Here is a 21,452-nt window from a genome sequence, read left to right as displayed (position 1 = left end):
TAACCCGCTCGCGCAGCCCTTGCCGCTATTGGCTGAAGGCGCCTTCGGACAAATGCGTTTCGATGCTGACTTCAGACGTGGTCATCAGCTTGTGGATCGGGCAGCGATCGGCCACGCGGTGCAGCTCGTCGCGCTGGGCGTCGGTGAGTACACCCTTGAGGGTCAGTTTGACGTGCAGCGTGTATTGGCCTTTCTGTTCCAGGCTGTTGTCGCGCTTGACCTCGACGCCGACACCGGTCAATGGGATGTCCTTCTTCTTTGCATAGAGCTTGAGGGTCAGGGCTTTGCAGGCGCCGAGTGCGGCATCGAAATAGTCGTGCGGTTCCGGTGCGCTGCCTTCACCGCCCGCTGTGACGGGAACGTCGGCGAAGAGTTCATGGTCATCGATTTGTACGCTGTGGCGAAAGCCTTCGGCAGAAACGGTGTTGACGGTAACGGTCATGGGAAACCTCGCAAGCGACAGATATTTGTTCGATCAAAAAGACCTTGAAGGTATAGAGCATGGTGCCGGATGTGCGTTCCGGTTTTCTTGTACGGGTGAGTCTTTTCGCTGAATCGTTACCGTAGCAGTAATGTTGTTTTGATATCACTTTTTCGTCTTACGCAAATTTTCAACAGTCCGATACCGTCTAAAGAACCAGCTGCCTGACGCAGCGCTTTTGGAAGGAACCAGGGGAATGAGTATCAGAAGTCTCAATATTGCGCCGCGCGCGAGTCTCGGTTTTGGCCTGTTGGCGTTGATGGTTTTTGGCTTGGGCGCGTTCGCTCTGCTGCAAATGTCCAACATGCGGGCACAGTCCGATCAGGTCGATGACAACTGGCTGCCCAGTGTCATGGCGGTCGGTGATATGAGTCAGGACATGTTGCGGCTGCGAGCATTGACCATGCGTCTGTTGATCAATCGCGACCCGCAGGTACAGGCGCAGAACGTCAACAAGATCAACGAACTCAAAAGCGTTCTCGAAGAGGCTCAGCAACGTTATGACAAGTTGATCGTGCTGCCTGAAGAGCGCGTATTGTTCGACCGCTTCAAGGCCGCCGAGGCCAGGTACATGCAGTTTCAGAGTCAGGTGATGGCCGAAGCTACCCAGGGGCAGGTGGAAGAGGCGGCGGCCATTCTCAATGGCGAGATGAATCCTCTGGCCGATGAAATCACGGTTGCGCTCAGGGAACTGGTCGAGCTCAATCGGCACAACGCCAATATGGCAACCGAAGCGGGTCGCCTGGTGTTCAGCCAGTCGCGGGTCTGGGTCGGGGTAATGATCGGTGTGACCGCGTTGATCACCATTGGCCTGGCACTGCTGTTGACGCGCAGCATCGTGTTGCCGCTGTCACAGTCATTGAAAGTGGCCGAGGTGGTCGCCGGCGGCGACCTGACTGCAGCCATCACCATTTCCGGCAAGGATGAACCCGCGCGTCTGCTGCACGCGCTCAAGAGCATGCAACAGAGTTTGCGCGAAACCATCCGGCGTATATCCGATTCATCCAGTCAATTGGCTTCGGCTTCGGAAGAGCTCAGTTGCGTCACGCAAGACGCTACCCGAGGCCTGCATCAGCAGAGCCTGGAGATCGAGCAGGCGGCCACGGCGGTCAACCAGATGACCGCCGCCGTGGAGGAAGTGGCGAGCAATGCCGCAGCAACGTCGCAAGCTTCGCGCGAGTCCGACCGCATTGCCCAACACGGCCGCGAACAAGTGCATCAGACGGTGCTGTCGATCGAGTCGCTGGCTGAAGATGTCACCACCAACGTCGCTCAGGTCGAAGATCTGGCGCAGAAGGTGTATGGCATCACTACCGTGCTGGACGTGATTCGCGCGATTGCCGAACAGACCAACCTGCTGGCCTTGAACGCGGCGATCGAAGCCGCGCGAGCCGGGGAGGCCGGGCGCGGGTTTGCGGTAGTGGCTGATGAGGTGCGGGCCCTGGCGCACCGGACCCAGCAGTCGACCAGGGAAATCGAGCAGATGATCACCGGTATCCAGCAGGGTACCGATCTGGCTGTCAGCTCGATGCAGCAGAGCAACACCCGGGCGCGTTCGACGCTGGAGGCGGCAAAAGCAGCGGGCGTTGCCCTGGAAGACATCGCCTCGGCATTCACCGTGATCAATGAGCGCAACATCGTGATTGCCAGTGCCTCGGAGGAGCAGGCGGCGGTGGCGCGGGAGGTCGATCGCAACTTGATGAACATCCGTGACCTGGCGCAACAGAGCTCGACCGGAGCGAATCAGACGAGTGCGGCGAGTCAGGAGTTGTCGCGGTTGGCGGTGGACCTGAACACGCTGGTGGCGCGGTTTTCGGTCTGATTGAAGATCAACAGATCGCAGCCTTCGGCAGCTCCTACAGGTTTATGCGATCCATGTAGGAGCTGCCGAAGGCTGCGATCTGTTGATTAAAAAAAGCCCCGCGATGGCGGGGCTTTTCGTGTCGATCCGGATCAGCTGCCTTTGACAGTCTTGCCGTTGACCTTACCGTCCAGGAGCATGATGTTGTACTCCTTTCCGTCGGTTTCGACCTGTTGCAGGCGGACCAGCAGGTGATCCCAGTCCTTGGCGAACCACATTACGGTGATGCGTTTGCTCTGCGTCGGGTCGCGCACGCGCTCAACCTTGATCGCATCGATCTGACCGGCCTTGGTGTCGACTTTTTCCGGGCCCAGCACGCGGAAGTCATAGGTGTCGACTTCACCGCCATCGACCACTTGATAGCTCATGGTCTTTTTGCCGGCAGCGACATCATGTTGCAAAGCCAACTGGTAGGTGGACTTGTCGAGCATGCCGCGGTTGAGGGGGAGCTTGACGGCGTCACCGCGGTCGGTGCCGGTGATCATCTTGGTGTTCCAGTCGAAATCCAGGTCCGATTTCTTGGCCTTGCCCAGGCCGCCACGTTCAAAGTGGTAGGACTCCGGAAGAAGCGTGTCCTTGTCCAGGGTCAGGGTGCTTTCCTCGGACAGGCTGGCAATCATCATCGATGCCTTGAAACTCAGTTTCCATTTGCCGTCGCTGGTTTTTTCGAGGCTGCGCTCGGCAGTGCCGCTCATGGGGAGCTGTTTCCAGTCGGCGGTGTAGCTGGCGGAGAAGGGTTGAAGTTCTGCCGCCTGAGCGAAGGGCAAAGCGAGCAGAGCGCAAGCGAAGAGCAGGGCGCGACGCATAAAATCTCCTAGTTACGAATCAAGTGGCCGCTGGCCGCAAGTAGCTGTCCATCCAGTAAAGCACCTTGCTCGCCGAGGGCCAGACGACCTTCGGCAAACCAGCGTACGGCCATCGGGTAGATCAGGTGTTCCTGAACATGGACCCGCTGCGCCAGACTCTGCGGCGAATCCTGTAACTCTACCGGTATTACAGCTTGTACGACCAGTGGTCCGCCATCGAGTTCCTCGGTGACGAAGTGCACGGAGCAGCCGTGCTCGGCGTCGCCAGCCTCCAGCGCGCGCTGATGAGTGTGTAACCCTTTGTATTTGGGTAGCAGCGAGGGATGGATATTGAGCAGGCGACCCTGATAGTGGCGTACGAAACCCGCGCTGAGAATGCGCATGAATCCGGCCAGTACCACGAGTTTGGGATTGAAGGCGTCGATCAGTTCGATCAGCGCGGCATCGAAGGCCTCGCGACCTTCGAAAGCCTTGTGATCCAGGGTGCGGGTGTCGATACCCGCGTCCCTGGCGCGTTGCAGGCCGTAGGCGTCGGCGCGGTTGGAAATCACCGCAGCGATGCGGACCGGGCTGTCGCCGGTCCGCGTGCTGTCGATCAGGGCCTGCAAGTTACTGCCGGTGCCGGACAACAGCACCACCACATCACAGGTCTGAGACATCAATGAGCCTTGAGGTTCTTCAGTTCTACCTGAGCCGCGCCTTCGGCAGCGGTGGAGATCTGGCCGATGACCCAAGGCTGCTCGCCCGCTTCACGCAGAACGTTCAGCGCGGTTTCAACGTGCTCTTGAGCGACGCAGATAACCATGCCGACGCCGCAGTTCAGCACGCGGTGCATTTCGTTCTCTTCGACGTTGCCTTTCTCTTGCAGCCAGTCGAACACGGCCGGACGGGTCCAGCTCGCCACGTCAACCACGGCTTGAGCGCCTTTTGGCAGAACGCGCGGGATGTTGTCCAGCAGGCCGCCACCGGTGATGTGGGCCATGGCTTTGACCGCGCCGGTTTCCTTGATCAGCTTGAGCAGCGGCTTCACGTAGATGCGGGTCGGGGCCATCAGCAGGTCGGTCAGCGGCTTGCCGTCGAGCTGGGTGTTTTCGATGTCGGCGCCGGACACTTCGATGATCTTGCGGATCAGCGAGTAGCCGTTGGAGTGCGGGCCGGAAGACGGGAGGGCGAGCAGGGCGTCGCCGGCAGCAACCTTGGAGCCGTCGATGATTTCGGATTTTTCCACGACGCCGACGCAGAAGCCGGCCAGGTCGTAGTCTTCGCCTTCGTACATGCCCGGCATTTCAGCGGTTTCACCGCCAACCAGCGAGCATCCCGACAGTTCGCAGCCAGCGCCGATGCCGGTAACAACCTGGGCAGCGGTGTCGACGTTCAGTTTGCCGGTGGCGTAGTAGTCGAGGAAGAACAGTGGTTCTGCGCCGCACACCACCAGGTCGTTGACGCACATGGCAACCAGGTCGATGCCGATGCTGTCGTGCTTGTTCAGGTTCAGTGCCAGGCGCAGCTTGGTGCCGACGCCGTCAGTACCGGAAACCAGCACAGGCTGCTTGTAGCCGGCCGGGATTTCGCAGAGGGCGCCGAAACCGCCCAGGCCGCCCATGACTTCCGGGCGCGCAGTGCGCTTGGCGACGCTCTTGATGCGTTCGACCAATGCTTCACCGGCGTCGATGTCTACACCGGCGTCCTTGTAGCTCAGGGAGGGTTGCTTGCTCATGATCCAGGCCTTTAGGGGGGGATTTCTGGGTAACGACCGAGTCCGTCGGGAGCGCCGAAGCTGCGTAGGCGAGAACCATGCGCGCTATTCGGACACTGCCCGGCTGTTGCCGGTCTGCGAAGGCGCGCGATTTTATCAGGCTTGAGCCGCAGCGGCCATCCTCAGGCCGACAGCAGGGCCATATCCGTTAAAAAAAAACCGTTGATGCGCGGTGTCGGTGGCATCCTGCCTGGCTGTATAAGGTGTCGCGATTAACCGTCTATCGTTATGACAGTGCGAAAACTTACCCGGAACGTGTGAATGTTTTGCATCGGGCAATGGTCACAGCCTTGCTCGATCGTCTTCATGCGGTCTGTTCCAGCCGCTCTTGTCGTCAGGAATCTTCCATGCGTTTTTGTAAATTCTTGCTTGTGAGTTGTTTGTCAGTGGTCAGCCTGGTCAGTCAAGCCGAAACCGTCAAAGGCCTTTATCAGGTGCGCGAGCCGGTGAATGGCCAGTCGCCCGAGGAGCGTGAGCAGGCGACTCAACGTGCATTGGACACTTTGGTGCTGCGCCTGACCGGCGACCCCAAGGCCGCTCAAAGTCCGGGGCTGGCGGCCATTCGTAAAGAACCGCAACAGATCATCAGCCAATACGGCTTTGAAGCCGGTCCGCCGGAGGTCCTTAAAGTCGATTTCGACCCGGGTACCACCGAACAGGCCTTGCGCCGCGCCGGCCTGGCCATGTGGGGGGGCCAATCGGCCGTCGATCCTCGGCTGGTGGCTCAACGATTCCACCGAGGGTTCAAGCCTGGTGGGCGACGGCCAGGCCAGCGCGGCTCCGCTGCGTCGGGCTGCCCAGCACCGGGGCTTGCCATTGCGCTTGCCATTGGCGGACCTGAACGAACAGATCGTCGCGACCGCACCGAATCTGGAAGGCGCAGATTCCGGCCCTTTGCTTGCGGCATCGGAACGCTACAACGCCGACGCCCTGCTCGCGGTACACGCCAAAGAGGAGGGCGGGCAGTGGCAAGCCAAGTGGCAATTGTGGCTGGGAGATAAAAAAGAGGCAGGCAGCGTGCAGGGTGCCGATCAGGCCGCCGTGGCCGATGCGGTGATGCTGGCGGTCAATGAGCGGCTGGCGCCGCGGTTTGTCGCCAAGCCCGGTGCTTCAAGCGCGCAATTGCTGGAAGTGCAAGGCATGAATCTTGAACACTACGCGTCCCTTGGGCGCTTGCTGGAGCCATTTGGCGGGCGCGTGCAAAGCGTTGACGGCGACCGGATCGTCTACCGGGTCAATGGCAGCGTCGAGCAGTTGCGTGCTCAACTGTCGCTGGCAAGGTTGCAGGAAGCGCCGGCGGCTCAGGCACCGACTCCGGCAGTGCCGGTTCAGCCTGCCGTCGGTGGTGCGGTGCCTACCCCGGCGCCTGCGCCTGCCCCGACACCGCAACTGCGGTTTCGCTGGTAGTTTTTCTCTCTTTATATAGAAGCAATGGAGTGGTTCATGGCCGATACGCGGCGTTGGTTCTGGCTCGGCGGGGTGGTCCTGCTTTGTGTTTTTGTCTGGTTGTTGCATCCGATCCTGACGCCGTTCCTGGTGGCCCTGCTGTTGGCCTATCTGTTCGACCCGCTGGTGGATCGACTGGAGAAGGCGGGACTGTCTCGCACCTGGGGTGTAGTGGCGGTGTTTGCCCTGTTTACATTGATCCTCACCGCGCTGCTGTTGGTCCTGGTGCCGTTGCTCGCCCGGCAGCTGTTTCGTTTGTATGAGCTGGCCCCGCAGATGCTTGACTGGCTGCAGCACACGGCGCTGCCCTGGGCGCAATCGAAGTTCGGCCTGTCGGAGGGCTTCTGGAAGTTCGACCGGCTCAAGGCAGCCATCGGCGAGCATATGAGTCAGACCTCCGATGTTGTCGGCGTGGTACTGAGTCATGCCACTGCCTCCGGGCTGGCGTTGATTGGCTGGCTGGCGAATCTGGTGTTGATCCCGGTGGTGAGCTTCTATCTGTTGCGCGATTGGGACCTGATGATGGCCAAGGTCCGCAACCTGCTGCCCCGTGATCGTGAGGAGCGCGCGGTATCGCTGGCGGGTGAATGCCATGAAGTACTCGGTGCGTTCATTCGTGGCCAGTTGCTGGTCATGGTGGCCCTGGGGGTGATCTACGCAGCAGGCCTGATGCTGGTCGGGCTGGAGCTGGGCTTGCTGATTGGCCTGATTGCCGGTCTGGCAGCGATCGTGCCGTACATGGGATTTATCATCGGCATCGGTGCGGCGCTGATTGCAGGGCTGTTCCAGTTCGGTGGTGATCTTTACCCGATGCTCGGCATTGTCGCGGTGTTCATGGTCGGTCAGGCGCTGGAGGGTATGGTGCTGACGCCGTTGCTGGTCGGTGACCGGATTGGTCTGCACCCGGTGGCGGTGATTTTCTCGATTCTGGCCGGGGGTGAGCTGTTTGGCTTTACCGGTGTGCTGCTGGCATTGCCGGTCGCCGCGGTGATCATGGTGTTGGTGCGCCATGTGCAAGATTTGTATAAGGATTCGGATATCTACGGGGGCGTCGACGAACCGCAGGGGTAAAAGGTGTCGATGGGCGATGGCGGGCTGCCCGGGTTCGTGCCGGGCCAGCCTGATTACACAGCGCGACTGTTACATGCACCGCCAAAGAAACTGTCATAAAACCGATGCGTTAACGCAAACCTTTGATTTTGCTTGTGGTCTATCGCATTGTGCGGCCCGCTTCACGGGTATAAACTTCGCAAACTTTACACAGAGGCCACTAACGGTTCCTTTGGAACTGTTCAGTCAGCATGAAACCGATTCAGCTGCCCCTAGGTGTGCGTCTGCGTGACGACGCCACCTTTATCAACTACTACCCAGGCGCCAATGCCGCTGCACTCGGCTATGTCGAGCGGCTATGCGAAGCCGACGCCGGCTGGACCGAAAGCCTGATCTATCTTTGGGGCAAGGATGGGGTAGGGCGTACGCACCTGTTGCAGGCGGCCTGCCTGCGCTTCGAGCAATTGGGAGAGCCTGCGGTGTATCTGCCGCTGGCCGAGCTGCTCGATCGCGGTATCGAGATTCTCGATAACCTTGAGCAGTACGAACTGGTTTGCCTCGATGACCTGCAGGCGGTTGCCGGCAAGGCGGACTGGGAAGAGGCGCTGTTCCATCTGTTCAATCGCCTGCGCGACAGTGGCCGGCGCCTGCTGATTGCCGCGTCGACATCCCCGCGCGAATTGCCAGTGAAGCTGGCGGACCTCAAGTCACGCCTGACCCTGGCCTTGATTTTCCAGATGCGCCCACTGTCCGACGAAGACAAATTGCGTGCCCTGCAATTGCGCGCATCCCGTCGCGGACTGCACCTGACCGATGAGGTCGGGCATTTCATCCTGACTCGCGGCACCCGCAGCATGAGTGCACTGTTCGAGCTGCTTGAGCGCCTCGATCAGGCCTCCCTCCAGGCTCAGCGCAAGCTGACAATCCCGTTTTTGAAAGAAACCCTCGGCTGGTAGACCCGCTGAAACCGGGGCTTATAGCCAGTTCGGCATATTTCAGGCGCCAGAAAATCCGCTTTCCTGCAAGGTTGCAGGCCGCGTGTATGTTTAAAATGGGCTTAAGCGCTTAGATGTAAACGAGAAACCAATAAGTCACAAAAAGATTGATTGAATTTGCAAATGAGGTCGATAGCGGGCATAGTCTCGACTTCTTTACAACTTCAGCCACGGTCGTGCCCATGCTAAATCGCTTCGCACCCCTCGTGCCTCTCGCACTCGTCACCCTGTTGTTCGGTTGCGCTGCCCACACTCCAGTGGTCCAGCAGCAGCAACAGCAGGTTCAAAACCCGGCCACTGCCCAGTCTTCCGCTCTCTTTCAGGAAGCTCTTTACCAAGAAGAGAAGGCTACCGAAAAAGAACTCGCAGACTTCGCTGGCGGCAAGTCCTACCAGCTTCCAGTCCTGGCCGACAGCATCCTCGAACGCGGCATGTCCCTGATCGGTACCCGTTACCGTTTCGGCGGCACTTCTGAAGCCGGCTTCGATTGCAGCGGTTTCATCGGCTACCTGTTCCGCGAAGAAGCGGGCATGAACCTGCCGCGCTCCACCCGCGAAATGATCAACGTGGACGCTCCGCTGGTCTCGCGCAGCAAGCTTGAGCCGGGCGATCTGCTGTTCTTCGCAACCAACGGTCGTCGTGGTCGCGTCAGTCACGCCGGGATCTACCTGGGCGACAATCAGTTCATCCACTCCAGCAGCCGCCGCAGCGGTGGTGTGCGCATCGATAGCCTGGGCGACAGCTACTGGAGCAAGACCTTCATCGAGGCCAAGCGCGCCCTGGCGATGGCACCTAACACGTCGCCAATTGTCACTGCACGTAAATAAGCGGACATTTTGTAAGGCGAACTTAAAGTCTTACTTGAAGTTTGTCGTGTAGCCGCTAGAATCTTGATCTACAAATGATGGCAAACCGCCTGCGTCCTACGCAGGCGGTTTTCTTTTCTGCGCTCCCCGCAGAAAAAGCCGCAGCCAGATCAGGATGTTCTGCTTATGACGACGTCGGCCCGCCTCGCAATCATGTTCTTCGCAGCGCTGCTCAGTGCCTGCGCCAGCCGCACACCGCCTCCTGCGCCGGTGGTTCGCGCGCCCATCGTGTTTGGTTCCCCACAAGCGTTTTCGCCCGAAGCGGAGGACGTGCTGTTTCGCGCGCTCGGCCTGGTGGGTACGCCTTATCGCTGGGGTGGCAACACGCCGGATTCCGGATTTGATTGCAGCGGCCTGATCGCGTACGTGTACCGCGATGTAGCCGGTATTGCCTTGCCGCGCACCACGCGCGAGATGATCTCCATGCAAGCGGCGAGTGTTGGCAAGGAAGGCCTGCAGACTGGCGACCTGCTTTTCTTCGCTACCAATGGCGGTTCCCAGGTCAGTCATGCCGGCATCTACGTGGGAGAAGGGCGTTTCGTCCACGCGCCGGCCACTGGCGGCACCGTGAAGCTCGACAGTCTGTCCAAGGCGTATTGGCAAAAGGCTTACCTGAGCGCCAAGCGTGTTCTGCAGCCTGAACATCTGGCGCGCAACCCGTAACGTCCGGAGCTGCTGCTCATGACTGCTCGTACGCTGAATCTCGACGACGCCCTGTATCAATACCTGCTCGATGTTTCCCTGCGCGAAACACCACTGCTCAAGCGCTTGCGCGATGAGACCCAGGCGCTGCCGATGGCGCGCTGGCAGGTGGCGCCGGAGCAGGGACAGTTTCTCGCCTTGCTGGTAAAGCTGACAGGCGCCAGGCGCTTGCTCGAAGTCGGTACTTTCACCGGATACAGCGCGCTGTGCATGGCGGCGGCATTGCCGGCTGAAGGTTCGCTGATTTGCTGTGATATCCCCGGCGACTACAACGCCATCGCACGGCGCTACTGGCAGGAAGCGGGACTCACCGGGCGGATCGACCTGCGCCTGGCCCCCGCACTGGAAACCCTCGGCGATCTTGAGCGGCAAGGTGGGGGCGAGCAGTTCGACCTGGTGTTCATCGATGCCGACAAGGCCTACTATCCGAGTTATCTGGAGCATGCCCTGCGTTTGCTGCGGGTCGGTGGGCTGGTGCTGTTCGACAACACCCTGTGGAGCGGGCGCGTGCTTGAGACCAGCCCCGAGAGCGCGGACACCCGGGCTATCCAGGCGCTCAACCTGGCGTTGAAGGATGATGTGCGGGTGGATCTGTCGTTGTTGCCGTTGGGTGACGGGCTCACACTTTGTCGCAAGCGTTGAGCTGGAAATCATGTGGGAGCGAGCTTGCTCGCGATGGCGGCATGTCAGTCAACCAGGATGTTGAGTGTGTTGGCCTCATCGTGAGCAAGCTCGCTCCCACAGGTTTTTTATGTTTCAGTGATAACGTTATCTAGCAGCCGACACCCGCCACACCTTGTTCCCCACATCATCGGCCACCAGCAGATCGCCCTGCCGGTCGATCACCACGCCCACCGGGCGGCCCATGGCTTCTTCCTTTTCGTTGAGAAAACCGCTGAGCACTTCAATCGGTTGTCCCGCAGGTTTGCCTGCGCTGAACGGCACGAAAATCACTTTGTAGCCACTGTGGGGGTTACGGTTCCAGGAGCCGTGCTGGCCGATGAAGGCCCCTTGGGTGAACGGCGGCGGCAGCTTGCTGTTTTCAGCGAAGGTCAGGCCCAGTGATGCCGTGTGCGGGCCGACGGCATAGTCCGGAGCGATGGCCTTGGCCACCAGACCGGGGTTTTGCGGCTCGACGCGGCTATCGACATGCTGGCCGTAATAGCTGTAAGGCCAGCCATAGAATGCGCCGTCCTTGACCGAGGTGATGTAGTCCGGGACCAGGTCGCTGCCGATTTCATCCCGCTCGTTGACCGCGGTCCACAGCGCGCCACTGCGCGGCTCCCAAGCCATGCCGTTGGGGTTGCGCAGGCCGGAGGCGAAGATCCGCTGCTGGCCGGTGGCACGGTCCACTTCCCAGATCGCTGCGCGACCTTCTTCCTTGTCCATGCCGTTTTCCGCGACGTTGCTGTTGGAGCCCACGGTGACGTAGAGCTTGCGACCGTCCTTGCTGGCGATGACGTTTTTGGTCCAGTGGTGGTTCAGCGGGCCACCCGGCAGGTCGACCACTTTGACCGGTGGCGACTTGATCTGCGTATCGCCACTTTCATAGTGAAAGCGCAGCAGGCGATCAGTGTCGGCCACATACAGGTCCTTGCCGACCAGGGTCATGCCGAAGGGCGAGTTGAGGTTTTGCAGAAACACCGTGCGGGTTTCCGCGACGCCATCGTGGTCCTTGTCGCGCAGCAAGGTGATGCGGTTCGCGCTGGGCACCCTGGCCCCGGCGCGTCCCATGACTTGCTTCATGACCCAGCCGCGAATGCCTTTGCCGTCTTCGGGTTTGGGTGGCGCGTTGGTTTCCGCCACCAGTACGTCGCCGTTGGGCAGTACATAAAGCCAGCGGGGGTGATCCAGGTTTTCGGCAAAAGCGGCCACTTGAGTGCCCGCGGCGGCGACGGGTTTCGCGCCCTGTGGCCAGCCGATGGCCGGGGCGATGTTCACAGTCGGGATCAGGGTTTTGTTGGGGGGCGGCAGTTGGGGTGAAGGGCCGGTGCCGTCGGAGACTTGCAGGCCGGCGGTCTCACTACAACCGGCGAGCCCTCCGCAGATCGCGATAACGAGAACGAGCGGGGGCGTGCGCATACGGGTGTTCCCTATGAATGCCTTGTTCTAATCATAGAGACGCGTTGTCGTCCAATGGTTCAACCCCTAGCCACGAGCTTCCTTGAACAGCACCGCAATGCCGGGGTGATAGTTGCCGGCTTCATTGCGCAACTTGCGGTAGGCATACGGGAAATACCAGGCGACCGCGCAGGTGTGTTCCTTTTGCAGGTCGTCGACCATGTCCTGGAGTTCTTCCGGTGTCGCGCCTTGCTGGGCTTTTTGCGGGGCGACGAACAGGCAGCCGAGTTTCAGGTCGCTGGCGTGGCTCAGGCGCTTTGCATCGCTGGCGATGTCGAGCAGGGCCTGGGTCAGATTGAGGCTGTTGACCCGTGGCCAGCGCTGGCTGGTCTGGATGTAGGCGCGGGTTTCGGGCGAGGCGAGGAACAGGTCGGCGCGGCTGTTGCGTTCGCCTTCTTCGGTCTGCTTGCGGGTAGGCGTCTGTTGCAGTGTGACCATCTCGGCCATCCAGGCGGCGGCAGACAACAGTCCGAGATTGGCTTTTTCGTCGTGCCAGTAGGGTGTGTCGCCATCACCGCGCACGGCGTTATAGCGGTCGATGCATTCGAACCAGCGCTCGAGCACAGGGCGCAGGAATTCCAGCTTTGGATTGCTGATGATCATGCCTTGCATGGGCTCACCCTTGTTATTGTGTTGTGAGGTTGTGGCTCTTTGATATCACTGCTGAGAGTGAGGCACAAGATTGACGTCAGTTTTTTGATTGACGACAGTTATTCGGCAGCTGGCCTCCCGGCTTTAATTGACGCTCCACCCCCAACCCTCTAACCTTCGCGGCTTGTTTCAGGTGCTCTGTGACTTGGGTCGACAGAGTGAAACAGGGAAGCCGGTGAGCGAGTTCTTCTGTTGGTCGAGGAACCGCAATTCCGGCGCTGCCCCCGCAACGGTAAATGAGTGAAAACTGTGTCTGATGCCACTGTGTCGATTCGATGCGGGAAGGCGCACAGTCTGGCTTTGCGCCACTCATGAGCCCGGAGACCGGCCTGATTCATCCAGCGGCATCACGGTGGGCGATGCCAGGCTTGTTGCCTTCTATTGCTGTGCCTGCCCGCCGTTATTCCTGCCTCAACGGAGAGCTCCCCCATGACTGATACCCCCGATCGTGACGAACGCCACCTGGCGCGCATGCAGCGCAAAAAAGCCGTGATCGACGAGCGCATCGCCAATTCCCCGAACGAGTGTGGTCTGTTGCTGGTGCTGACCGGCAACGGTAAAGGCAAGAGCAGTTCGGCCTTCGGCATGCTCGCCCGCGCCATGGGGCACGGCATGCAATGCGGTGTGGTGCAGTTCATCAAGGGCCGCAACAGTACCGGCGAAGAGTTGTTTTTCCGGCGCTTTCCCGAGCAGGTGCGTTTTCATGTGATGGGCGAAGGGTTTACCTGGGAAACCCAGGACCGTCAGCGCGACATCGCTGCCGCCGAAGCGGCGTGGGCGGTGTCCCGGGAACTGCTGCGCGATCCGTCCATCGGCCTGGTGGTGCTCGATGAGCTGAACATCGCCCTCAAGCACGGTTACCTCGATCTGGATCAGGTGCTCAGCGACTTGCAGGCCCGGCCGCCGATGCAACACGTGGTGGTCACCGGGCGTGCCGCCAAGCCGGAAATGATCGAGATGGCCGACACGGTCACCGAAATGGGCATGATCAAACACGCCTTTCAGGCCGGGATCAAAGCGCAGAAAGGCGTCGAGCTGTGAACCAGCCTCGTCATTGCCCGGCGGTTCTGATTGCCGCGCCGGCCTCCGGCCAGGGCAAGACCACCGTTACTGCGGCGCTGGCCCGCTTGCATCGCAATCAGGGGCGCAAAGTTCGCGTGTTCAAGTGCGGCCCCGACTTTCTCGATCCGATGATCCTCGAGCGCGCCAGCGGTGCGCCGGTGTATCAACTGGACATGTGGATGGTCGGCGAGCAGGAGAGTCGCCGGTTGCTGTGGGAAGCCGCCGCTGACGCCGACCTGATCCTGATCGAAGGCGTCATGGGGCTGTTCGACGGTACGCCGTCGAGCGCCGATCTGGCACGGCATTTCGGTGTGCCAGTACTGGGTGTGATCGACGGTACCGCCATGGCCCAGACCTTCGGCGCACTGGCCCTGGGGCTGGCGCGTTATCAGCCGGACTTGCCGTTCGCCGGCGTGCTGGCCAACCGCGTCGGCACGCTGCGCCACGCGCAACTGCTCGAAGGCAGCCTGACTGAAGGCTTGCGCTGGTACGGCGCGCTGTCCCGGGAAACCGGGATTAAACTGCCGAGCCGACACCTGGGGCTGGTTCAAGCCAGTGAACTGAATGATCTCGACCTGCGCCTCGATGCGGCAGCCGATGCCCTGGCCAGCAGTTGCGAGGTCGCGCTGCCACCGGCAGTCGAGTTCGCCGCCCCCGATGTCATCGTCGCCGAACCGCTGTTGGCCGGTGTGCGCATTGCGGTGGCCCGTGATGAAGCCTTTGCGTTCACCTACGGTGCGAGCCTGGATTTGCTGCGGGCGATGGGCGCCGAGCTGTCGTTTTTCTCGCCGATCCGCGACCGTGCGTTGCCGCAAGCGGACAGCCTGTATCTGCCGGGTGGTTACCCGGAACTGCACCATGTTGCGCTGGCACAAAATACCGCGATGCTCGACGCGATCCGCGCGCACCACGCCGCTGGCAAACCCTTGCTCGCCGAGTGTGGTGGCATGCTGTATCTGCTCGACTCCCTGACCGATGTCGAGGGCACTCGTGCCGAACTGGTTGGTTTGCTGACCGGTGATGCGGTCATGCAAAAGCGTCTGGCAGCGTTGGCGTTGCAAGCGGTGGAGTTGCCGGAAGGTTCGCTGCGCGGGCACACCTATCACCATTCACTGACCAGCACTGAATTGGCGCCGATTGCCCGGGGCGTGAGCCCGAACGGCGGGCGCGGTGCGGAAGCGGTTTACCGTGACGGGCGGATGACCGCCTCTTATGTGCACTTTTATTTTCCGTCGAACCCCTCGGCGATTGCCGCGCTGTTTGCGCCGGACCTTGAAGCCGCCTTCGCGAGCAAGCCCGCTCCCACAGAGGAATGCATTTCTTCAGGCAGCTCACTTCTAAATGTGGGAGCGAGCCTGCTCGCGAAGAGGCCATGACAGACAACGCATTCACCGAAGCCGAACGCGCAGCGGTCTATCGCGCCATCGGCGAGCGCCGCGACATGCGCCACTTCAGTGGCGGCACGGTCGAGCCCGAGTTGCTCCAGCGCCTGCTCCAAGCCGCACATCAGGCGCCGAGCGTCGGCCTGATGCAGCCCTGGCGCTTCATCCGCATCAGTGATCGCGCCTTGCGCGGGCAAATCCAGGCCCTGGTGGAAGAGGAGCGCGTGCGCACCGCCGAAGCCCTCGGCGAGCGCAGCGACGAGTTCATGAAGCTCAAGGTGGAAGGCATCAACGATTGCGCCGAGGTACTGGTCGCCGCACTGATGGACGACCGCGAGCAGCATATCTTCGGCCGTCGCACCTTGCCGGAAATGGACATGGCCTCGCTGTCCTGTGCCATCCAGAACCTGTGGCTCGCGTCTCGCGCCGAAGGGCTGGGCATGGGCTGGGTGTCGCTGTTCGAACCCCAGGCACTGGCGGACCTGCTGAGGCTGCCGCCGGGAGCCAAACCGCTGGCGGTGTTGTGCCTGGGGCCGGTAAAGGCGTTCTACCCGGCGCCGATGCTGGTGCTCGAAGGCTGGGCGCAGGCGCGTGCGCTGCATGAATTGCTGTATGAAAATTATTGGGGAGTGAGTCAATGAGTGTGGCGTTGTTGAGTGTCGCCGCGGTTGCGCTGGATGCGCTGCTGGGCGAACCCAAACGCTGGCATCCGCTGGTGGCGTTCGGCCGTTTTGCCGATCGCATCGAGCAACGTTTCAACGGCGGCGGTCGCGGTTGGCGCAGCCATGGCGTCACCGCGTGGGTGATCGCCGTGCTGCCGCTGGTGCTGTTGGTCACGGCATTTTCCTGGGCGCCTTACGTCGGCTGGATCGTCGAGATTCTCGCGCTCTATTGCGCCCTCGGCATGCGCAGCCTCGGTGAGCACGTCACGCCGGTGGCCAAGGCCTTGCGCGGCGATGATCTGGATGAAGCGCGCAAGCGTGTGAGTTATCTGGTCAGCCGTAAAACCAGTGACCTGGATAAAACCGAAGTCGCCCGTGCCGCCACCGAGTCGGTGCTGGAAAACGGTAGCGACGCGGTGTTCGCCGCGTTGTTCTGGTTTGTCGTGGCCGGTGCGCCGGGCGTGGTGCTCTATCGCCTGAGCAATACGCTGGATGCGATGTGGGGCTATCGCAATGAGCGCTTCGAACGGTTCGGCTGGGCGGCGGCGAAGATCGACGACGTGCTCAATTACATTCCTGCGCGTCTGGTGGCACTGACTTACGCGCTGCTGGGCAAAACCCGGCTGGCGTTGAAATGCTGGCGCACCCAGGGCCCGACCTGGGACAGCCCGAACGCCGGCCCGGTAATGGCGGCAGGGGCAGGGGCCCTTGGCGTTGAACTGGGCGGCGCGGCGATTTATCACGGTGAACTGCACCAGCGTCCGCAACTGGGCGAAGGCGTGCCGGCGGACGCCGACTCCATTGACCAAGGCTGGCAACTGGTCCAGCGCGGGGTATGGTTATGGCTGCTGATTCTCTGCCTGGGGGCTGAATTTTATGCTTGAGCACGGTGGCCGATTGCGCAAGGCGGCGCTCGAATACGGCATAGATGAAGCCGACTGGCTGGACCTGTCGACGGGCCTTGCACCCTGGCCGTTCCCGGTGCCGGAGATTCCGCTACGGGCCTGGGCCCGTTTGCCGGAGGCGGACGATGGTCTGGAACAGGCCGCCTGTGATTACTACGGCACCTTGCAGGCATTACCGGTGGCCGGTTCGCAAATGGCGATCCAGCTGCTGCCGCGATTGCGGCGGGCAGGCAAGGTGGGTGTGTTGTCGCCGTGCTACGCCGAGCACGCCGAAGCCTGGCGTCGCAACGGCTACATCGTGCGCGAAGTGCTGGAGCAGGAAGTCGACTTCTTTATCGACAGTTTCGACGTGCTGGTGGTGGTCAATCCGAATAATCCCACGGGCCTGAGCCTCCCCCAGTCGCCTGCTCGACTGGCACACGCGACTGGCCCAGCGCGGTGGCTGGCTGGTGGTGGACGAAGCGTTCATGGATAACACGCCGCAACTGAGCCTGGCGCCGTTTGCCCATCAGGTCGGGCTGATCGTCTTGCGCTCCTTCGGCAAGTTTTTCGGCCTGGCCGGTGTGCGCCTGGGGTTTGTGCTGGCCGAGCGCAAGTTGCTCAAGTTGCTGGCAGAACAAGTGGGACCCTGGGCCGTGAGCGGGGCAACCCGGGTAGTGGGGCAGGCCTGTCTGCGCGATACGCAGGGGCAAACGCGGCAACGGCTGCGCACCGAAGAGGCCAGCGAGCGCCTGGCGTCGTTACTGCAGCAACACGGCTTCGAGCCCAAGGGCGGCTGTGCGCTGTTCCAGTGGCTGATCACCGAGCGCGCCGAAGCACTGCATGAATTCATGGCCCGGCGCGGCATTCTCCTGCGGTTGTTCACGCACAACAGCAGCCTGCGATTCGGCCTGCCCGGTGACGAAGCCGCCTGGGTGCGACTGGCGCAAGCCTTCGAAGATTTCGCCAAGGAAAACCAATGACCACGTTGATGGTGCAGGGCACCACGTCGGATGCCGGGAAAAGCACGCTGGTGACTGCGTTGTGCCGTTGGGCCACGCGTCAGGGCGTCAGGGTGGTGCCGTTCAAGCCGCAGAACATGGCACTCAACAGTGCGGTGACCGCCGACGGCGGCGAGATTGGCCGTGCCCAGGCGGTTCAGGCCCAGGCCGCGCACCTTGAACCGCACACCGACATGAATCCGGTATTGCTCAAGCCCAACAGTGACACCGGTGCCCAGGTGATCATCCATGGCCGCGCCGTCACGACCATGAACGCCGTCGCCTATCACGACTACAAAAGCATCGCCATGCAAGCGGTACTGGCCTCCCACGAGCGCTTGAGCGCGGCGTATCCGCTGGTGATGGTCGAAGGCGCAGGCTCGCCGGCGGAAATTAATTTGCGCGCCGGCGACATCGCCAACATGGGCTTCGCCGAAGCGGTGGATTGTCCGGTGCTGCTGATTGCCGATATCAATCGCGGCGGGGTTTTCGCCCATCTGGTGGGTACCCTCGAACTGCTGTCGCCGAGCGAACAGGCGCGGGTCAAAGGCTTCATCATCAATCGTTTTCGCGGTGACATCGCGTTGCTGCAACCCGGTCTCGACTGGCTTGAAGAACGCACCGGCAAACCGGTGATGGGTGTGCTGCCGTACGTGATGGACCTGCACCTGGAGGCTGAAGACGGCATCGATCAGCGCCAGACCGATAAAGCCGAACGGGTGCTGAAAGTCGTGGTGCCGGTGCTGCCGCGCATCAGCAATCACACCGATTTCGATCCGCTGCGCCTGCATCCGCAGGTAGACCTGCAATTCATCGGGCCCGGCCAGGCGGTTCCACCTGCCGACCTGATCATTCTTCCTGGTTCGAAAAGTGTCCGCAGCGACCTCGCGTACCTGCGGGCCAACGGCTGGGAAACCGCGATTGCCCGGCATCTGCGTTACGGCGGGAAACTGCTGGGGATCTGTGGCGGCCTGCAGATGCTCGGTGAGCAGGTGCATGACCCGCTGGGCCTCGAGGGCGCGCCGGGTTCCAGTGCCGGTTTGGGGCTGCTGGCGTTCCAGACCCGGCTCGAACAAGAGAAACAGCTGCGCAATGTGTGCGGTCGCCTGGCGCTGGAAGATGCGCCGGTATCAGGCTATGAAATCCATGCCGGCGTGACCACCGGACCCGCTCTGGAAAATGCCGCCGTGCATCTGGATGACGGCCGCTGCGATGGTGCGCAAAGTGCTGACGGGCAGATTTTCGGCACCTACCTGCACGGGCTGTTCGAATCGCCGGCGGCGTGCAGTGCGCTGTTGCGCTGGGCCGGTCTGGAGGAGGTGCAGGACGTGGATTATCACGGCTTGCGCGAGCGCGATATCGAGCGGCTGGCGGATCTGGTGGAGAAGCATCTGGATACCGGGCTGTTGCGGCAGCTCTGTGGAATCTGAGGTGAAAGCTCTGGCCTCTTCGCGGGCAAGCCCGCTCCCACAGAGATTTGGGTTGATCGTGAAATTTGAGTACACCTCGTAATCCTGTGGGAGCGGGCTTGCCCGCGATGAGGCCAGTCGCCTCAGCGAAAATTTCAAGGAAAACAACCATGCTCCAACTGATCCTCGGCGGCGCCCGCTCCGGCAAGAGTCGTCTGGCTGAAAAACTCGCCATCGACAGCGCTCTGACCGTGACCTACATCGCCACCAGCCAGCCACTGGATGGCGAAATGAGCGAGCGGGTGGCTCATCACCGCGCCCGTCGTCCTGCCGAATGGGCACTGATTGAAGAACCGCTGGAACTGGCCCGGGTACTGCGTGAAAGCGCCCGTGCCGACCACTGTCTGCTGGTGGATTGCCTGACCCTGTGGCTGACCAACCTGCTGATGCTCGACGATGCCGGGCGCTTGCAAGCCGAGCGTGATGCCCTGCTGGACTGCCTGGCAGCGTTGCCGGGTGAAATCATTTTTGTCAGCAACGAGACCGGAATGGGTGTCGTGCCGCTGGGCGAATTGACTCGCCGCTATGTCGATGAAGCCGGTTGGCTGCATCAAGCTCTGGCTGAGCGCTGTCAGCGTGTCGTCCTGACCGTCGCCGGCCTGCCCCTGACTCTGAAAGGAACTGCGTTATGACTCAATCCTGGTGGCTGAACCCGTGCAGGCCGGTCGATACCCAAGCGCTCGAACAGGCCCAGGCGCGGCAACAGCAACTGACCAAGCCGGCCGGCTCCCTCGGCCAGCTGGAGTCGGTGGCGGTGCAACTGGCGGGATTGCAGGGACGGGTCAAGCCGAGTCTGGAACAGGTGTGGATCGCGATATTTGCCGGCGACCATGGCGTGGTCGCCGAGGGCGTGTCGGCGTTTCCCCAGGAAGTCACCGGGCAGATGCTGCTCAACTTCGTCAGCGGTGGTGCGGCGATCAGCGTCCTGGCGCGACAACTGGGCGCTTCCCTTGAGGTGGTTGACCTTGGCACGGTGAAGTCGTCGCTGAACCTGCCCGGTGTGCGCCACCTGAACGTCGGCCCGGGCACGGCGAATTTTGTACAGGGGCCGGCCATGACCGCAGCCCAGGGACAACTCGCTTTGCAGGCCGGCCGTGACAGCGTGCAGCGGGCGATGGCCAGCGGTGCGCAGTTGTTCATCGGTGGCGAAATGGGCATTGGCAACACCACCGCCGCCAGCGCCCTGGCCTGTGCCTTGCTCGATTGCCCGGTGGGCCATTTGACCGGGCCTGGCACCGGGCTCAACGCCGAAGGTGTCAGCCACAAAGCCCGGGTGATCGAGCGTGCCCTGGTATTGCATGGCCCGCAGCGTGGCGATGCCTTGCAGACCCTGTTCAACCTTGGTGGCTTCGAGATTGCCGCGTTGGTCGGTGCCTATCTCGCCTGTGCTCAAGAAGGTGTCGCGGTGCTGGTGGACGGCTTCATCTGCAGTGTCGCTGCGCTGGTCGCGGTGCGCTTGAATCCTGAATGCCGTCAGTGGCTGTTGTTCGGTCATCGTGGCGCCGAGCCGGGTCACCGTCATGTGCTGGAAACCCTGGATGCGCAACCCTTGCTTGATCTTGGTCTGCGGCTCGGTGAAGGCAGTGGCGCGGCATTGGCTGTGCCGCTGTTGCGTCTGGCGTGCGACCTGCACGGGCAGATGGCGACCTTCGCCGAAGCCGCCGTGGCAGATCGTCCGGCATGACCCTGCGCGTGGATCTGTTGCGTCACGGTGAAACCGAATTCGGCGGTGGCCTGCGCGGCAGCATCGATGATGCCTTGACCGACACGGGCTGGGCGCAGATGCGCGCCGCCGTGGTCGGGCAGGGGCCATGGGATCGGTTGGTCAGTTCGCCGTTGCAGCGTTGTGCGCGGTTTGCCGAGGAGCTCGGTGCACAACTGGGTGTACCGGTGCAGTTGGATAAAGACCTGCAAGAGTTGCATTTCGGCGCCTGGGAAGGGCAGAGCGCGGCGGCGTTGATGGAAACCGACGCGCAGGCGCTCGGCTTGTTCTGGGCCAATCCTTACTCGTTCACGCCGCCTCAGGGTGAGCCGGTTGCAGGCTTTTCGACACGGGTATTGGCAGCGCTGGAGCGTTTGCACGCGACCTGTGCCGGTGAGCGCATTCTGCTGATCAGCCACGGCGGGGTGATGCGCCTGTTGCTGGCACAAGCGCGCGGGCTGCCGCGAGAGCAGCTGCTCAACGTTGAGGTCGGGCATGGCGCACTGTTTTCGCTGACGATGGAGTCCGATGGTTTGTTGAAGGAAGTGCTTTGAC

General features: G+C 61.6%; 20 protein-coding genes, 2 pseudogenes and 1 riboswitch. Of the genes and pseudogenes, 16 read left to right on the top strand and 6 right to left on the bottom strand.

Features of this window, described 5'->3' with window-relative positions; translation table 11 throughout:
- Positions 1-25: 25 nt before the first annotated feature.
- The gene (locus ACXX83_RS16380; protein WP_458549091.1) at positions 26-442 is read right to left on the bottom strand and encodes an OsmC family protein; all 417 of its coding nucleotides are present in this window, start codon (positions 440-442) and stop codon (positions 26-28) included.
- A gap of 235 nt (positions 443-677) precedes the next feature.
- Between ACXX83_RS16380 and ACXX83_RS16375 the strand changes: the two genes are divergently transcribed.
- Complete coding sequence (locus ACXX83_RS16375; protein ID WP_458549090.1) at positions 678-2,303, top strand: methyl-accepting chemotaxis protein; 1,626 nt, start codon at positions 678-680, stop codon at positions 2,301-2,303.
- Between the two features lie 131 nt (positions 2,304-2,434).
- Here ACXX83_RS16375 and ACXX83_RS16370 read toward each other — a convergent pair whose 3' ends face one another.
- From ACXX83_RS16370 to purM, 3 genes are read right to left on the bottom strand one after another with little or no spacing between them, the layout of a single operon-like run.
- Positions 2,435-3,148, bottom strand: a complete 714-nt coding sequence (locus ACXX83_RS16370; protein ID WP_217835950.1) for a DUF3108 domain-containing protein — start codon at positions 3,146-3,148, stop codon at positions 2,435-2,437.
- 8 nt (positions 3,149-3,156) lie between these two features.
- Entirely contained in the window at positions 3,157-3,807 is a 651-nt protein-coding gene (gene purN, locus ACXX83_RS16365) for a phosphoribosylglycinamide formyltransferase (protein WP_007977542.1), read from the bottom strand.
- Positions 3,807-4,865 (bottom strand): phosphoribosylformylglycinamidine cyclo-ligase, encoded by a 1,059-nt coding sequence (gene purM / locus ACXX83_RS16360; RefSeq protein WP_217835949.1) that lies wholly within the window; start codon positions 4,863-4,865, stop codon positions 3,807-3,809. The genes purN and purM overlap by 1 nt, the downstream gene beginning before the upstream one ends.
- Positions 4,866-5,251: 386 nt before the next feature.
- On the opposite strand from purM, the pseudogene ACXX83_RS16355 reads away from it, so the two are divergent.
- The 6 genes and pseudogenes from ACXX83_RS16355 to ACXX83_RS16330 all read left to right on the top strand — a co-directional run bounded on the left by ACXX83_RS16355 (position 5,252) and on the right by ACXX83_RS16330 (position 10,605).
- A pseudogene (locus ACXX83_RS16355) lies at positions 5,252-6,311 on the top strand (DUF2066 domain-containing protein).
- A 36-nt stretch (positions 6,312-6,347) separates the two neighbouring features.
- Positions 6,348-7,421 (top strand): AI-2E family transporter, encoded by a 1,074-nt coding sequence (locus ACXX83_RS16350; protein WP_102701791.1) that lies wholly within the window; start codon positions 6,348-6,350, stop codon positions 7,419-7,421.
- A 230-nt stretch (positions 7,422-7,651) separates the two neighbouring features.
- Positions 7,652-8,356, top strand: a complete 705-nt coding sequence (hda, locus tag ACXX83_RS16345; RefSeq protein ID WP_007898944.1) for a DnaA regulatory inactivator Hda — start codon at positions 7,652-7,654, stop codon at positions 8,354-8,356.
- A 221-nt stretch (positions 8,357-8,577) separates the two neighbouring features.
- Positions 8,578-9,222: a C40 family peptidase gene (locus tag ACXX83_RS16340; RefSeq protein ID WP_217835947.1), complete on the top strand. Its 645-nt coding sequence runs from the start codon at positions 8,578-8,580 to the stop codon at positions 9,220-9,222.
- A gap of 165 nt (positions 9,223-9,387) precedes the next feature.
- Positions 9,388-9,924: a C40 family peptidase gene (locus ACXX83_RS16335; protein WP_102701790.1), complete on the top strand. Its 537-nt coding sequence runs from the start codon at positions 9,388-9,390 to the stop codon at positions 9,922-9,924.
- A gap of 18 nt (positions 9,925-9,942) precedes the next feature.
- The gene (locus ACXX83_RS16330) at positions 9,943-10,605 is read left to right on the top strand and encodes an O-methyltransferase (RefSeq protein ID WP_458549089.1); all 663 of its coding nucleotides are present in this window, start codon (positions 9,943-9,945) and stop codon (positions 10,603-10,605) included.
- Between the two features lie 126 nt (positions 10,606-10,731).
- Here ACXX83_RS16330 and ACXX83_RS16325 read toward each other — a convergent pair whose 3' ends face one another.
- The gene (locus ACXX83_RS16325; protein WP_458549088.1) at positions 10,732-12,045 is read right to left on the bottom strand and encodes a PQQ-dependent sugar dehydrogenase; all 1,314 of its coding nucleotides are present in this window, start codon (positions 12,043-12,045) and stop codon (positions 10,732-10,734) included.
- Between the two features lie 66 nt (positions 12,046-12,111).
- A complete protein-coding gene (locus ACXX83_RS16320) occupies positions 12,112-12,696 on the bottom strand; it encodes a hypothetical protein (protein WP_429385871.1) in 585 nt (194 codons plus the stop codon).
- Between the two features lie 153 nt (positions 12,697-12,849).
- A riboswitch (cobalamin riboswitch) is annotated at positions 12,850-13,082 on the top strand.
- Positions 13,083-13,164: 82 nt separating this feature from the next.
- Between ACXX83_RS16320 and cobO the strand changes: the two genes are divergently transcribed.
- The 9 genes and pseudogenes from cobO (at position 13,165) to cobC (ending at position 21,451) form a co-directional block, all read left to right on the top strand.
- Positions 13,165-13,776, top strand: coding sequence for a cob(I)yrinic acid a,c-diamide adenosyltransferase (gene cobO / locus ACXX83_RS16315; protein ID WP_007984541.1), 612 nt, complete (start codon positions 13,165-13,167; stop codon positions 13,774-13,776).
- A complete protein-coding gene (locus ACXX83_RS16310; protein ID WP_458549087.1) occupies positions 13,773-15,173 on the top strand; it encodes a cobyrinic acid a,c-diamide synthase CobB in 1,401 nt (466 codons plus the stop codon). Before cobO ends, ACXX83_RS16310 begins: the two co-directional genes overlap by 4 nt.
- Entirely contained in the window at positions 15,170-15,820 is a 651-nt protein-coding gene (bluB, locus tag ACXX83_RS16305) for a 5,6-dimethylbenzimidazole synthase (RefSeq protein ID WP_458549086.1), read from the top strand. The genes ACXX83_RS16310 and bluB overlap by 4 nt, the downstream gene beginning before the upstream one ends.
- Positions 15,817-16,725, top strand: coding sequence for an adenosylcobinamide-phosphate synthase CbiB (gene cbiB, locus ACXX83_RS16300; RefSeq protein ID WP_458549085.1), 909 nt, complete (start codon positions 15,817-15,819; stop codon positions 16,723-16,725). Before bluB ends, cbiB begins: the two co-directional genes overlap by 4 nt.
- A pseudogene (gene cobD, locus ACXX83_RS16295) lies at positions 16,718-17,708 on the top strand (threonine-phosphate decarboxylase CobD). The gene cbiB and the pseudogene cobD overlap by 8 nt, the downstream one beginning before the upstream one ends.
- Positions 17,705-19,156 (top strand): cobyric acid synthase, encoded by a 1,452-nt coding sequence (locus ACXX83_RS16290; RefSeq protein WP_458549084.1) that lies wholly within the window; start codon positions 17,705-17,707, stop codon positions 19,154-19,156. Before cobD ends, ACXX83_RS16290 begins: the two are co-directional and overlap by 4 nt.
- A 149-nt stretch (positions 19,157-19,305) precedes the next feature.
- On the top strand, positions 19,306-19,827 hold the full coding sequence (cobU, locus tag ACXX83_RS16285) for a bifunctional adenosylcobinamide kinase/adenosylcobinamide-phosphate guanylyltransferase (RefSeq protein WP_015096160.1): 522 nt from the start codon (positions 19,306-19,308) through the stop codon (positions 19,825-19,827).
- On the top strand, positions 19,824-20,879 hold the full coding sequence (gene cobT, locus ACXX83_RS16280) for a nicotinate-nucleotide--dimethylbenzimidazole phosphoribosyltransferase (RefSeq protein ID WP_458549083.1): 1,056 nt from the start codon (positions 19,824-19,826) through the stop codon (positions 20,877-20,879). The genes cobU and cobT overlap by 4 nt, the downstream gene beginning before the upstream one ends.
- The gene (gene cobC, locus ACXX83_RS16275; RefSeq protein ID WP_458549082.1) at positions 20,876-21,451 is read left to right on the top strand and encodes an alpha-ribazole phosphatase family protein; all 576 of its coding nucleotides are present in this window, start codon (positions 20,876-20,878) and stop codon (positions 21,449-21,451) included. Before cobT ends, cobC begins: the two co-directional genes overlap by 4 nt.
- Position 21,452: the final 1 nt, after the last annotated feature.

It is taken from the genome of Pseudomonas sp. GNP012 (assembly GCF_054343835.1).
Note: the sequence above shows the minus strand (reverse complement) of the source record. Positions and strands in the feature narration are given on the sequence as shown.

Bases quoted from the DNA above. Each gene is read 5' to 3' on its own strand.
- ACXX83_RS16350 (WP_102701791.1), top strand. From the start codon at position 6,348: ATGGCCGATACGCGGCGTTGGTTCTGGCTCGGCGGGGTGGTCCTGCTT.
- ACXX83_RS16335 (WP_102701790.1), top strand. From the start codon at position 9,388: ATGACGACGTCGGCCCGCCTCGCAATCATGTTCTTCGCAGCGCTGCTC.
- cobU (WP_015096160.1), top strand. From the start codon at position 19,306: ATGCTCCAACTGATCCTCGGCGGCGCCCGCTCCGGCAAGAGTCGTCTG.
- cbiB (WP_458549085.1), top strand. From the start codon at position 15,817: ATGAGTGTGGCGTTGTTGAGTGTCGCCGCGGTTGCGCTGGATGCGCTG.
- cobO (WP_007984541.1), top strand. From the start codon at position 13,165: ATGACTGATACCCCCGATCGTGACGAACGCCACCTGGCGCGCATGCAG.
- bluB (WP_458549086.1), top strand. From the start codon at position 15,170: ATGACAGACAACGCATTCACCGAAGCCGAACGCGCAGCGGTCTATCGC.
- ACXX83_RS16290 (WP_458549084.1), top strand. From the start codon at position 17,705: ATGACCACGTTGATGGTGCAGGGCACCACGTCGGATGCCGGGAAAAGC.
- ACXX83_RS16340 (WP_217835947.1), top strand. From the start codon at position 8,578: ATGCTAAATCGCTTCGCACCCCTCGTGCCTCTCGCACTCGTCACCCTG.
- purN (WP_007977542.1), bottom strand. From the start codon at position 3,807: ATGTCTCAGACCTGTGATGTGGTGGTGCTGTTGTCCGGCACCGGCAGT.
- cobC (WP_458549082.1), top strand. From the start codon at position 20,876: ATGACCCTGCGCGTGGATCTGTTGCGTCACGGTGAAACCGAATTCGGC.
- ACXX83_RS16370 (WP_217835950.1), bottom strand. From the start codon at position 3,148: ATGCGTCGCGCCCTGCTCTTCGCTTGCGCTCTGCTCGCTTTGCCCTTC.
- hda (WP_007898944.1), top strand. From the start codon at position 7,652: ATGAAACCGATTCAGCTGCCCCTAGGTGTGCGTCTGCGTGACGACGCC.
- ACXX83_RS16375 (WP_458549090.1), top strand. From the start codon at position 678: ATGAGTATCAGAAGTCTCAATATTGCGCCGCGCGCGAGTCTCGGTTTT.
- ACXX83_RS16330 (WP_458549089.1), top strand. From the start codon at position 9,943: ATGACTGCTCGTACGCTGAATCTCGACGACGCCCTGTATCAATACCTG.
- ACXX83_RS16320 (WP_429385871.1), bottom strand. From the start codon at position 12,696: ATGCAAGGCATGATCATCAGCAATCCAAAGCTGGAATTCCTGCGCCCT.
- ACXX83_RS16325 (WP_458549088.1), bottom strand. From the start codon at position 12,045: ATGCGCACGCCCCCGCTCGTTCTCGTTATCGCGATCTGCGGAGGGCTC.
- cobT (WP_458549083.1), top strand. From the start codon at position 19,824: ATGACTCAATCCTGGTGGCTGAACCCGTGCAGGCCGGTCGATACCCAA.
- purM (WP_217835949.1), bottom strand. From the start codon at position 4,865: ATGAGCAAGCAACCCTCCCTGAGCTACAAGGACGCCGGTGTAGACATC.
- ACXX83_RS16380 (WP_458549091.1), bottom strand. From the start codon at position 442: ATGACCGTTACCGTCAACACCGTTTCTGCCGAAGGCTTTCGCCACAGC.